The organism is Serratia sp. CMO1, from assembly GCF_015689115.1.
Lineage (GTDB): Bacteria > Pseudomonadota > Gammaproteobacteria > Enterobacterales > Enterobacteriaceae > Serratia > Serratia marcescens.
This window is the reverse complement of sequence record NZ_CP065032.1, coordinates 1-11,855: the sequence shown is the minus strand read 5'-3', so window position 1 is coordinate 11,855 and position 11,855 is coordinate 1. Positions and strand designations below refer to the sequence as shown.

Below are 11,855 nucleotides of genomic sequence, written 5' to 3'. Positions count from 1 at the left end.
CAGGCTAATCATGACTTCATATTTACCGGCAGCGTACCTGCCGGCGAAACGGAAATTTATTTAATTTCGATGCGGCGCGGTTTTAATGTTTCCGGCACGATGCGTTGCATGTCGATATACAACAGGCCATTCTCCAGTTTGGCGCCTTTAATTTGAATATGTTCGGCCAGCTGGAATTTACGCTCGAAATTACGCTCGGCGATGCCCTGGTATAAATAGGTTTTTTCTGCCGGTTCATTGTTGTGCGCCCCGCGCACGATCAGCAGATTATCCTGCGTGGTGATCTCCAGCTCCTGCTCGGCAAACCCGGCTACCGCGATGGCGATCCGATAATGATTTTCATCCACCAGTTCGACATTATAAGGGGGATAACCGCCGTTGCCCTGACTCTGGCCAGCCTCCAGCGCGTTGAACAGGCGATCGAAACCAATGGCGGAACGGTATAGCGGGGAAAGATCAAAATTACGCATAAAACAGCCTCCTAAGGCACTTCAGCGAGGTTGAAATAAATACGCCTTCCACTCTGGACAGGCTAATTAAGCCAGAATTCCCTTACGGCGAATTCTCAATTCGGCTCTGATGATAAAATGGGGGTTGCTTTCATCAATTCAACAGGCGAGGATCAAAAAAAATTTGCATCAATAAGGTAAAAGTTTTTTTTACCACTTACACTAAAGTGAGAGAGCCGCCACAGAGCGGGATTTTGCTTCTTTTAAAGCAGCAACAGGATGTTATAAATCAGCTTAATTTAGGGGAACAGCAACCCTGCAGGATGGATTAATGACGACGATGAAAGCGATAGCGACGGGCTGCATGTTGTTGGCGACCAGCGGTTGCTCCAGCGTAATGAGCCATACCGGCCCGAATCAGGGTTACTATCCCGGCACCCGCGCCAGCGTGGACATGCTGAAGGACGACAACACCAGCTGGGCGATGATGCCGCTGGTGGCGCTGGATCTGCCGTTCTCCGCGGTGATGGATACCGTGCTGCTGCCTTACGACTATCTGCGCTCCGGCAACGACGCCACCACAGACTCGCCAAAAGCGCGTATCCTGCGCAGCGAGCAGCAGAATCTGGCGGCGACCGGCAATCCCGGTCAGGGCGACGACAGCACCGCCACGCACTAATCGCACACGCAGCGGGTCATCAGGCCCGCCTTACGCCTCAACCACAAAGATCTGGTTGAACCCCGCTATCTCGCGCATAAACGCCACTTTCTTGCCATCCGGCGAAAACACCACGGCATCCCCCGACGGCGGCTGCACGCTGCGCGGCGTCAATCGCTGCAGGCGGCCGCTGGCCACCTCGCACAGCATCACGCTGTTGTCGCACACCAAGGCTATCGTCCCGCCCTGGGGGTGCCAGCTGAACGCCGACTGGATGTCATGCTCGCCACGGCTGACCTGGCGCGGCTCACCGCCGTTCGGCGACACCGTCCACAGTTGCACCACGCCGCCGTCGTCCTTCATCAGAAAAGCTATCTGGCTGCCGTCCGGCGAACTGCGCAGCCAGTGGCGCGGCGCACCAGCCACACCAGGAAAACGGCGATCCCCGGTAAAGGTTACCCGCCGCTGCCTGACGCCAAGCGGCGGCGCCGGCAGCTCGCTTTCCGTCCCCTGCAGCGGCAGAGCGCCCGCCCGGGCGTAGTCGACGTCGTTCTCCGGCAGATCGACGATAAACACCTCAGACAGCTTCTCTCCGGCGGCGGACAACGTATCGCCGATAAATGCCAGCGCCCAGCGCTGCCGGCTGCCGTCGGCCTTACGGTAGCCTTCGCGGCCGATCCAGCCTTCTTCGTAAGCGCGATTAATCTGATCGCTGCCCGGCCGCGGCTGCGGCACCGTCTCGCTGACCAACACGCAATAGTGGCTGCCGTCGTACTCGCGCGGGTGCTGTTTTGGCGGGTTAACCCCGTGCAGCGGCACGGCCACGCCGACGTTGCGCAGATCGCGCGCCGGATCGCGTTCATGCATCACGTGATCGTTGTAGGTAAAGCTGAGGCGGCTGCCGTCCGGACTGAAAACGTGCACATGGCTGCCGCCGCGCAGCGCGCCGGGCGTATAGGGCGCGGTGATATCCAGCGCGTCGAGGGTGATGGCCAACTCGCGATCCGGTTCGCTGACGATCACCCCGCGGCGGTGGTGAAAATCATACTGCCAGGCGCTGTCCGGGTGCTCAGGTCCGTGAATAAAGGCATAGCGCGCCGGCGCATCGGGGCTGACCGTGACCACACCGACGTGGGCGCCGTGCTGGGCGCGATAAATCACCTCCACCGCGCCGCTGGCGACGTTGACACGCTCGATGCTGAGGCCGGTGAAAGAGGCGCCGCGCGGACGCACGTCATAAGCCAGCCATTGGCTGTCCGGCGTCCAGACGTTGATATTGGTTAACTGATGCCCGCGTGGGTCGAAAGTCAGTTGTTTTTCCCGATGGCTCATGGCGGCTCTCCTGCACATGCTGGCGCTGAGCCGTCATCTTACCGGATCGCCCGCAGCGTTTCATATGGCCTGTGAGGGTGAGGCGGGAGGAATTTTTCGGTTCGAAATCACGCAATTATTTTTCAGCGTCTTATCATTTAAACCGATCGACAGCGTCGGCAGGAAATAAGCGGCCGACTAGGCAATTGTATTCCTGCCGGCGAAACTCAACGGCGCCAATGTAATAGGGTGGGTTATGAAAACGCTATTTTTTCATTCTCATCTTCCTTATAAGAATAAGGCAGCGGCGGCGCCTTACTTAACGCAAATAAATAAAAAATCGTGCCACTAGACGACCGGTTTATGATTATTTTCACCGAAAACGCAATGTTCCTTCCGACCGTTGCCGTTTTCTGATCGGTGTGCCCGAGGGTCAGGCTGCGGGGTTTACAATTAATACAAAAAAGTACAAACTGGATTTTTAGTCCAAACAAATCTTCTGGAGCCGGTATGAACACCCTCTTCGATGCCATTGTTTCCGCTCATCAGCAACTGCGCCCTCAGGTGCGGGTCACGCCGCTGGAGCGCAGCGTGCTGCTTTCTCAGCAATTGGGCTGCGAGCTGTATCTGAAATGCGACCACCTGCAGCACACCGGTTCCTTTAAATTTCGCGGCGCCAGCAACAAGCTGCGGCTGTTGGATAACGAGCAACGCCGGCGCGGCGTGATCGCCGCCTCAACCGGCAACCACGGCCAGGCGGTCGCTCTGGCGGGGCAGCGTATGGGCGTTGGCGTCACGGTTTATGCGCCGGAGACGGCGGCGAGCATCAAGCTCGACACCATCCGGGCGCTGGGCGGCATCGTGGAATTGGTGCCGGGTGATGCGCTGAACGCCGAACTGGCGGGGGAACTGGCCGCACGCGAACAGGGGAAAACCTATATCTCGCCGTATAACGACGAACAGGTGATCGCCGGCCAGGGCACCTGCGGCATGGAGCTGGTTGAACAACTCGCCGATCTTGACGCGGTGTTCGTGGCGGTCGGTGGCGGTGGCTATATCGCCGGCATCGGCACCGTTCTGCGGCAACTGTCGCCAAACACGCAGCTTATCGCCTGCTGGCCGGAAAACGCCACCAGCCTGTACAGCGCGTTGGAAGCCGGCCATATCTTCCCGGTGGAAGAACAAGAAACCCTGTCCGACGGCACCGCCGGCGGCGTCGAGCCGGGCGCCGTGACCTTCCCGCTGTGCCAGCAGCTGATTGACCGCAAAGTGCTGGTCAGCGAGGCGGAGATTAAACACGCGATGCGCCGGATCGCCGCCAGCGATCGCTGGATTATCGAAGGCGCAGCAGGCGTAGCGCTGGCGGCGGCGATCAAACTGGCGCCGGAATACCGAGGTAAAAAGGTGGCGGTGGTGCTGTGCGGTAAAAACATCGTGCTGGAGAAATACCTCAAGGCCATCGCCGATGCGCATCCTTAATCGGCAGCAAATTCTCGCCGCGTTCGACGCCGAGGCCATAACGCCGCTGCTGAAGCAGGGTTTTATCGCCTACTCGCAACAGCGGGTGCAACAGCCGCCGGCGCAGCATTTCCTGTTCGAGCAGGCCGCCGGCGACTGCTGTATCAAATCCGCCTGGTTGGAAGGCGACGAACTGTTCGTGGTCAAGATCTCTACCGGTTTCTATCGCAATGCCGAACAAGGCCTGCCGAGCAATCAAGGGCTGATGATGGCGTTCTCCGCCCAAACCGGCGAGCCCCGCGCACTGTTGCAGGATGAGGGTTGGCTGACCGCGCTGCGCACCGCACTGGCCGGCCGCATCGCCGCCGATCTGTGCGCGCCGCCGCATATTCAGGCGATAGGCATGGTCGGCACCGGCCTGCAGGCGCGGCTGCAGCTGCAATGTCTGAAACCGGTGACCGATTGCCGCGAGGTATGGGTGTGGGGCCGCAACGAACAGGCGCTGGCGGCGTATCGACGCGATGTCGAGGCCGAGGGTTTTCGGGTGCGGGTCACGCAGAATGCGGCGGAGCTGGCGGCGCACTGTCAGCTGATCGTCACCACCACGCCCAGCCGCGAACCGATTTTGCAGGCGGCGGATATTCGGCCCGGCACGCACATTACCGCGGTGGGCGCCGACGCGCCCGGTAAGCAGGAGCTGGCGACCGAGCTGGTGGCCCGCGCGGACGCGCTGCTGGTCGATGCGCTGGCTCAGTGTACAGACTATGGCGAGATCGCAACGGCTTATCGGCAGCACAAGCTGATTTCAACGCCGATCGTCGAAATGGGCGCCGCATTGGCGCAGGGCGGACGGGTGCGACGCGAGCCGCATCACATCACCATCGCCGATCTCACCGGGCTGGCGATTCAGGATCTGCAGATCGCCAAAGGGGTGTTGGCGAAAGTATAAAGAGGCGCCGCAGCGCCCCGCGTTATCAGGCGTTGAGCACGAACTTCTCGATAGCGCGCGCCACGCCGTCTTCGGTATTGGCGCTGGTGACAAACTGCGCCACCGCTTTCAGTTCGGGAATGGCGTTGCCCATCGCAACGCCGACGCCGGCATATTCGATCATCGCCGTATCGTTGGCCTGATCCCCCAGCGTCATGATGTTTTCCCGCGCCACGCCCAAATGCTCGGCCAGCATTCTCACCCCGGCGCCCTTATCGACGTTCTTGTGCAGGATCTCGAGGAAATAAGGCGCGCTTTTCAGGATGGTATAACGCTCGCGCGTTTCCGCCGGGATGCGCGCGATAGCGCGGTCCAACAGCTCCGGCTCGTCGATCATCATCACTTTAGGGAAACGCATCTGGCGATCCATCTCTTCCACGCTGCGGTATTTCAGCGGAATGCCGGTCATTTCCGCTTCGTGTATGGTGTACTTGCCGATATCCTTGTTCGGGGTATACAGGGTATCGAAATCAAACGCCTGGTAGTGAACGCCGAACTCGCGCGCCATCTGCTCAAAGTGCAGATAATCCTCAAAGCCCAGCGTTTCTTGCAGAATGCAGGCGCCGTCAGCCGCACGCAGCACCAGCGCGCCGTTATAGGTGATACAGAAATCGCCAGGGCCCTGAATGTCCAACTGGCGCAGATAGTCCTGCACGCCAACATATGGCCGCCCGGTGGCCAGCACCACGTGCACCCCTTTGCGCCGCGCCGCCGCGATAGCCTGCTTTACCGCCGGCGTGATTTGGTGCTGCGGATCCAGCAACGTGCCGTCCATGTCGATCGCAATCAGTTCAATAGCCATTCAACGCTTCTCCCAGTGGTTTTTTCCCATGCTAACGCGTTTCAGCCACGGCTGTCAGCGCCAAAAAAGGCGCAAAAAAAATCCGCGCGGGTCGCCCGGCGCGGATTTTTACAACCATTAACGCATCAGATATCGATGTTCGCCGCTTTCAGGGCGTTTTCTTCGATAAAGGCGCGACGCGGTTCAACCGCATCGCCCATCAGCGTGGTGAACAGCTGATCGGCAGCGATGGCGTCCTTGACGGTCACGCGCAGCATGCGGCGACTTTCCGGATCCATGGTGGTTTCCCACAGTTGCTCAGGGTTCATCTCGCCCAGACCTTTATAACGCTGCACCGACAGGCCGCGGCGCGACTCTTTCACCAGCCACTCCAGCGCCTGCTCGAAGCTGTCTACCGGCTGACGGCGTTCGCCGCGCTCGATGAACGCGCCCTCTTCGATCAGCCCGCGCAGCTGCTCGCCCAGCTGGCAGATCTTGCGGTATTCGCCGCCGTGGATGAAGTCGAAGTCCAGCTTGTAGTCGGTATCCACGCCGTGGGTGCGGATGCGCAGCGCCGGCTCGAACATCTGGCGCTCACGGTTCTCGAAGATCACGAAATCATAGCTGCTGCCGTGCTGCTCTTTGTCGTTCAGCGCCTGCACCAGCGACGCGATCCAGGTCTTCACCTTGGCTTCATCGCTGAGATCGCCTTCGTTCAGCGTCGGCTGATAGATCAGGCTGTTCAACAGCGCGCGCGGGTAGCGGCGCTCCATGCGGCCGATTAGCTTCTGCACGCCATAGTGCTCGGCCACCAGTTTTTCCAACTGCTCGCCGCCGAGCGCCGGTGCGCTGGCGTTGGTATGCAGCGTGGCGCCGTCCATCGCGATGGCGATCTGGTACTGATCCATCGCCTCGTCATCTTTGATGTACTGCTCCTGCTTGCCTTTCTTCACCTTGTACAGCGGCGGCTGTGCGATGAACACGTGGCCACGCTCGATGATTTCCGGCATTTGGCGGTAGAAGAAGGTCAACAGCAGCGTACGGATGTGCGAACCGTCGACGTCGGCATCGGTCATGATGATGATGCTGTGGTAACGCAGCTTGTCCGGGCTGTACTCGTCACGGCCGATGCCGCAGCCCAGCGCGGTGATCAGAGTCGCCACTTCCTGTGAAGAGAGCATTTTGTCGAAACGCGCCTTCTCGACGTTGAGGATTTTCCCCTTCAGCGGCAAGATAGCCTGGTTCTTGCGGTTGCGCCCCTGCTTGGCAGAGCCGCCCGCGGAGTCCCCTTCCACCAGGTACAGTTCGGACAGCGCCGGATCGCGTTCCTGGCAGTCCGCCAGCTTGCCCGGCAGGCCGGCCAGATCCAGCGCGCCTTTGCGGCGGGTCATCTCACGCGCTTTACGCGCCGCTTCGCGCGCGCGCGCCGCGTCGATGATTTTGCCGACCACGATTTTCGCGTCGCCCGGATTTTCCATCAGGTAATCCACCAGCTTCTCGTTCATCAGCGTTTCAACCGCGGTTTTCACCTCGGAAGAGACCAGCTTGTCCTTGGTCTGAGAGGAGAACTTGGGATCCGGCACCTTCACCGACACCACGGCGATCAGGCCTTCACGCGCGTCATCGCCGGTGGCGCTGACCTTGGCCTTCTTGCTGTAGCCTTCCTTCTCCATGTAGCTGTTCAGCGTACGGGTCATCGCGGTACGGAAACCGACCAGGTGCGTGCCGCCGTCGCGCTGCGGAATGTTGTTGGTGAAGCAGTAGATGTTTTCCTGGAAACCGTCGTTCCACTGCAGCGCCACTTCCACGCCGATGTCGTCTTTCACGGTGGAGAAGTAGAACACGTTCGGGTGGATCGGCGTTTTGTTCTTGTTCAGGTACTCGACAAACGCCTTGATGCCGCCTTCGTAATGGAAGTGGTCTTCACGGTCAGTGCGCTTGTCCTTCAGGCGGATAGACACGCCGGAGTTGAGGAAGGACAGCTCGCGCAGGCGCTTGGCCAGAATGTCGTACTCGAAATCGGTCACATTGGTAAAGGTCTGGTGGCTTGGCCAGAAGCGCACCATAGTGCCGGTCTGCTCGGTTTCGCCCACCACGGTCAGCGGCGCCTGCGGCTCGCCGTGGCTGTAAGTTTGTTCGTGCACTTTGCCTTCGCGGCGGATCACCAGCTCCAGTTTCTCCGACAGGGCGTTAACCACCGAGACGCCCACGCCGTGCAGGCCGCCGGAAACTTTATAGGAGTTGTCGTCGAATTTACCGCCGGCGTGCAGCACGGTCATGATGACCTCTGCGGCTGAAACCCCTTCTTCCGGGTGAATGCCGGTCGGAATGCCGCGGCCGTCATCCTGCACCGATACCGAGTTGTCGGCATGGATGGTGACCTGAATGTCGCTACAGTGGCCCGCGAGCGCTTCGTCGATAGCGTTGTCCACAACCTCGAATACCATGTGGTGCAGACCGGTGCCGTCATCGGTATCGCCGATATACATGCCCGGGCGCTTGCGCACCGCATCCAGCCCTTTTAATACCTTGATACTTGAGGAGTCATAAGAATTCGACATCAACGTTTCTCGCTCAGTTTAGTCCTGTGGTTGAACCTCTATTTTACCCTGTTCCACGCGGAACATCTTGCCCTTTTCACCGGCCATGTCGGTCACTTGCTCAGCGCTGACCGCGCTGACAAAAACCTGGGCCTGGGTGGCTTTCAGGCGATCGGCCAGCAACCGGCGACGGCCGGTGTCCAGCTCGGAGGCAAAATCATCAATCAGATACAGGCAACGCCGCCCGCTCTGCCGGGTGAGAAACTCACCCTGCGCCAAGCGCAACGCGCACATCAGCAGCTTAAGCTGACCGCGCGATAACAAATCCTCTACCGGCGTGCCGTCGGCACGAATGCGAAAGTCCGCTTTATGCGGCCCCACCGCGGTATAGGTCAACGCCCTGTCGCGCTCAAACTGGCGCTCCAGCAGCTCGCCGTAATCGCTCTCTTTATCCCAGCCGCGCTGGAAGGAGAAGCTCAGGGCGAATTCAGGCAGAAACTGCGCGCAGGTCGCGGTGATATCCGCGGCGATCGCGTCGCTGTATTCCGCCCGCCATTCGCTGATGCGCTCCGCGAGCGGGATCAGTTCCTGATCCCAGGCGCGGATCTGCGCATAGCGACTCACCTGGCGCAGCGCGGCATTGCGCTGCTTCAGTAACCGTTTCAGGTTGCTCCAGGCGGTGAAAAAACCGGGTTCGTTATGAAAACAGCCCCAGTCCAGGAAAGCGCGCCGGAATTTCGGCCCGCCGTTCAGCAGGGTAAAACCTTCGGGGGTGATCAGCTGCATGGGCAGCAGCTGCGCCAGCTCGGCCACCTTGTGGCCGTCGCTGCCATCGATGCGTACTTTGCTGTCACCCTGACGGCTCTTGCTCAATCCTACCGACAGCTCGCGCTCCGCGCCTTCGATGCGGCCGTGCAGCACGAACTCCGGTTGGTCGTGGCGAATGACCCGACCGGCCTGCAGGCTGCGAAAGGCTCGGCCATGGCCGAGCGTATACACCGCCTCCAGCACGCTGGTCTTGCCGCTGCCGTTGGCGCCGACCAGGAAGTTGAATCCCGGCGCCAGCGCCAAATCCGCCGCCTCGATATTGCGGAAGTCTTTAATCAATAAACGCGTCAGAGCCATGCAATCTCTTTACCGATGACGGTGCTGTAATTCAAGGTAACGAGACTACAACCGCATTGGCATGACAACGTAGGCCGCCGCCTGGCTGGCGCCGTCTTCGATCTGCACGCTGGAGACCGAGTCGGTCAACAGCAGGCGCACGTCTTCACACTTGAGCGCGTTCAACACGTCCAGCACGTAGCTGACGTTGAAGCCGATCTCCATCTCCGCGCCGTCGTAGCTGACGTCGAGGATCTCTTCCGCCTCTTCCTGCTCCGGGTTGTTGGCGGTGATCTTCAGCTGGTTCTGGCTGACGTACAGCCGCACGCCGCGGAATTTCTCGTTCGAGAGAATGGCCGCGCGGGCGAACGCCTGCTTGAGCAGATCGCAGCCGGCTTCCAGCGTTTTGTCCGGGTTCTTCGGCAAGACGCGGCGATAGTCCGGGAAACGGCCGTCAACCAGCTTGGACGTGAAGATGAAATCGCCGACGTGGGCGCGAATGTTGTTGCTGCCGATCTGCAGCTGCAACAACGAATCGCCGCCGTCCAGCAAGCGCACCAGCTCCATCACCCCTTTACGCGGCACGATCACCGAATGCGACGGCAGCTGCTGGCCGATCGGCATCGAGCACACCGCCAGGCGGTGGCCGTCGGTCGCGACGGTGCGCAGCTCTTCGCCTTCGGTTTCAAACAGCATGCCGTTCAAGTAGTAACGCACGTCCTGGTGGGCCATCGAGAACTGGGTGGCTTCGATCAGGCGCTTCAGCGTCGCCTGCGGCAAGGTGAATTCCACCTCGCTCTGCCAGTCGTCCAGGTTCGGGAAGTCCGACGCGGGCAGCGTGGACAGCGAGAAGCGGCTGCGGCCGGACCGCACCAGCATGCGCTCGCTCTCCAGCGTGACGGCAATCTCCGCCCCTTCCGGCAGGCCACGGCAGATATCAAAGAATTTGCGCGCGGGCACGGTGGTCGCGCCCGGCTCGTGCGGCTGGGACAGGGCGACGCGCGCCACCATCTCCATCTCCAGATCGGTGCCGGTCAGCAGCAGGGAGCCTTCCGTCACCTGCAGCAGCAGGTTGCCCAGGATCGGCAAGGTCGGGCGGCCGCCCAGCGGGCTGCTCACCTGTTGCAGCGGTTTTAGCAGATGCTCACGTTCAACGATAAATTTCATAGCGCTATGAAGATAATGTTCTGATTAAATTGGAGAAATCTTCTTTGATGTCGTGACTTTCCTCACGCAACTGCTCGATCTTCCGGCAGGCGTGCAACACCGTGGTATGGTCGCGGCCACCAAACGCATCGCCGATTTCCGGCAGGCTGTGGTTGGTGAGTTCCTTCGCCAGCGCCATCGCCATCTGGCGCGGGCGGGCAACGGATCGCGAACGCCGCTTGGACAGCAAATCCGCGACTTTAATCTTGTAATACTCCGCCACCGTCTTTTGGATATTGTCGATGGTGACCAGCTTTTCCTGCAGCGCCAGCAGATCGCGCAGCGCTTCGCGCACGAAATCGATGGTGATGGCCCGGCCGGTAAAGTTGGCGTTGGCGATCACGCGGTTCAGCGCCCCTTCGAGCTCACGCACGTTGGAACGCAGGCGCTTGGCGATGAAGAACGCCACTTCGCCCGGCAGGCGAATGTCGTTTTCGTCGGCCTTTTTCATCAGGATCGCCACGCGGGTTTCCAGCTCCGGCGGCTCGATCGCCACCGTCAGCCCCCAGCCGAAGCGGGACTTCAGACGATCTTCCACCCCGTTGATCTCTTTAGGGTAGCGATCCGAAGTCAGGATGATCTGCTGATTGCCTTCCAACAGGGCGTTAAAGGTATGGAAGAACTCTTCCTGCGAACGCTCCTTGTTGGCAAAGAATTGGATGTCATCGATCAGCAACGCGTCGACCGAACGGTAGTAGCGCTTAAACTCTTCGATGGCATTGTTCTGCAACGCTTTGACCATGTCCTGCACAAAGCGTTCCGAGTGCATGTAGACCACTTTGGCGTTGGCCTTGCGCGCCATGATACCGTTGCCGACCGCGTGCAGCAGGTGAGTTTTACCCAGGCCGGTGCCGCCATACAGGAACAAAGGGTTGTAGGCGCCGCCCGGATTGTCCGCCACCTGGCGAGCCGCCGCGCGCGCCAGTTGGTTGGACTTACCCTCGACGAAGTTGTCGAAGGTGTGTTTGGGGTTGACGTTGGAGCGATAAGAGAGCTCGGGTTGCGCCGCCGCGTTGTCCCAGCTCGGGCGCGAAGGCGCGGCCGTGCGCGCCGCCGGAGCCGCAGGGGCGCTGCTGACGCTGGCGGTCACGGTCTGGCTGATCACCTGCGTGATTGGCTTGCTGCCGACTTCAAAACGCAGCAAAGGCGCGTCCGTGCCGCAGAAATCATTCAGCAGACCATTGATGTTGTTTAAGTACTTATCGCGAACCCAATCCAGCACAAAACGGTTAGGCGCGTACAGCGCCAGGGTGTTGTCACTCAGTTCCGCCTGCAATGGGCGAATCCACATACTAAATTCTGTGGCAGGTAACTCATCCTGCAATCGGGCAAGACACTGCTGCCAAAGCGAAAGTGACAC

Annotated in this window: 10 protein-coding genes; 3 read left to right on the top strand and 7 right to left on the bottom strand. The window is 60.0% G+C overall.

From position 1 onward, the window contains the following. Window positions 1-56 precede the first annotated feature (56 nt). On the bottom strand, window positions 57-470 hold the full coding sequence (gene ibpA / locus IT763_RS00050) for a small heat shock chaperone IbpA (RefSeq protein WP_004933919.1): 414 nt from the start codon (window positions 468-470) through the stop codon (window positions 57-59). Between the two features lie 310 nt (window positions 471-780). On the opposite strand from ibpA, the gene IT763_RS00045 reads away from it, so the two are divergent. After that, a complete protein-coding gene (locus IT763_RS00045; protein WP_049299620.1) occupies window positions 781-1,128 on the top strand; it encodes a YceK/YidQ family lipoprotein in 348 nt (115 codons plus the stop codon). A 30-nt stretch (window positions 1,129-1,158) separates the two neighbouring features. Here the strand turns inward: IT763_RS00045 and IT763_RS00040 are convergent, their stop codons facing one another. Next, window positions 1,159-2,439, bottom strand: a complete 1,281-nt coding sequence (locus tag IT763_RS00040; protein WP_049299621.1) for a DUF3748 domain-containing protein — start codon at window positions 2,437-2,439, stop codon at window positions 1,159-1,161. Window positions 2,440-2,928: 489 nt separating this feature from the next. Here IT763_RS00040 and IT763_RS00035 point away from each other — a divergent pair, with 489 nt between their 5' ends. Beyond that, window positions 2,929-3,897, top strand: a complete 969-nt coding sequence (locus IT763_RS00035) for a threonine/serine dehydratase (RefSeq protein ID WP_206195050.1) — start codon at window positions 2,929-2,931, stop codon at window positions 3,895-3,897. Next, window positions 3,884-4,825 carry an ornithine cyclodeaminase family protein gene (locus IT763_RS00030; RefSeq protein ID WP_206195049.1) on the top strand — a complete coding sequence of 314 codons (942 nt, stop codon included), beginning with the start codon at window positions 3,884-3,886 and terminating at the stop codon, window positions 4,823-4,825. Before IT763_RS00035 ends, IT763_RS00030 begins: the two co-directional genes overlap by 14 nt. Window positions 4,826-4,850: 25 nt before the next feature. Here IT763_RS00030 and yidA read toward each other — a convergent pair whose 3' ends face one another. The 5 genes from yidA to dnaA all read right to left on the bottom strand — a co-directional run bounded on the left by yidA (window position 4,851) and on the right by dnaA (window position 11,855). Continuing rightward, entirely contained in the window at window positions 4,851-5,666 is an 816-nt protein-coding gene (gene yidA / locus IT763_RS00025) for a sugar-phosphatase (protein WP_016929598.1), read from the bottom strand. A 125-nt stretch (window positions 5,667-5,791) separates the two neighbouring features. Next, window positions 5,792-8,206 carry a DNA topoisomerase (ATP-hydrolyzing) subunit B gene (gyrB, locus tag IT763_RS00020; RefSeq protein WP_016929599.1) on the bottom strand — a complete coding sequence of 805 codons (2,415 nt, stop codon included), beginning with the start codon at window positions 8,204-8,206 and terminating at the stop codon, window positions 5,792-5,794. Between the two features lie 18 nt (window positions 8,207-8,224). After that, on the bottom strand, window positions 8,225-9,310 hold the full coding sequence (gene recF / locus IT763_RS00015; RefSeq protein ID WP_004933895.1) for a DNA replication/repair protein RecF: 1,086 nt from the start codon (window positions 9,308-9,310) through the stop codon (window positions 8,225-8,227). A gap of 45 nt (window positions 9,311-9,355) precedes the next feature. Further along, window positions 9,356-10,456 (bottom strand): DNA polymerase III subunit beta, encoded by a 1,101-nt coding sequence (gene dnaN / locus IT763_RS00010; protein ID WP_206195048.1) that lies wholly within the window; start codon window positions 10,454-10,456, stop codon window positions 9,356-9,358. A 4-nt stretch (window positions 10,457-10,460) separates the two neighbouring features. Next, the gene (gene dnaA, locus IT763_RS00005) at window positions 10,461-11,855 is read right to left on the bottom strand and encodes a chromosomal replication initiator protein DnaA (RefSeq protein WP_004933889.1); all 1,395 of its coding nucleotides are present in this window, start codon (window positions 11,853-11,855) and stop codon (window positions 10,461-10,463) included.

Bases quoted from the DNA above. Each gene is read 5' to 3' on its own strand.
- ibpA (WP_004933919.1), bottom strand. From the start codon at position 470: ATGCGTAATTTTGATCTTTCCCCGCTATACCGTTCCGCCATTGGTTTC.
- IT763_RS00040 (WP_049299621.1), bottom strand. From the start codon at position 2,439: ATGAGCCATCGGGAAAAACAACTGACTTTCGACCCACGCGGGCATCAG.
- IT763_RS00030 (WP_206195049.1), top strand. From the start codon at position 3,884: ATGCGCATCCTTAATCGGCAGCAAATTCTCGCCGCGTTCGACGCCGAG.
- IT763_RS00045 (WP_049299620.1), top strand. From the start codon at position 781: ATGACGACGATGAAAGCGATAGCGACGGGCTGCATGTTGTTGGCGACC.
- yidA (WP_016929598.1), bottom strand. From the start codon at position 5,666: ATGGCTATTGAACTGATTGCGATCGACATGGACGGCACGTTGCTGGAT.
- IT763_RS00035 (WP_206195050.1), top strand. From the start codon at position 2,929: ATGAACACCCTCTTCGATGCCATTGTTTCCGCTCATCAGCAACTGCGC.
- gyrB (WP_016929599.1), bottom strand. From the start codon at position 8,206: ATGTCGAATTCTTATGACTCCTCAAGTATCAAGGTATTAAAAGGGCTG.
- recF (WP_004933895.1), bottom strand. From the start codon at position 9,310: ATGGCTCTGACGCGTTTATTGATTAAAGACTTCCGCAATATCGAGGCG.
- dnaN (WP_206195048.1), bottom strand. From the start codon at position 10,456: ATGAAATTTATCGTTGAACGTGAGCATCTGCTAAAACCGCTGCAACAG.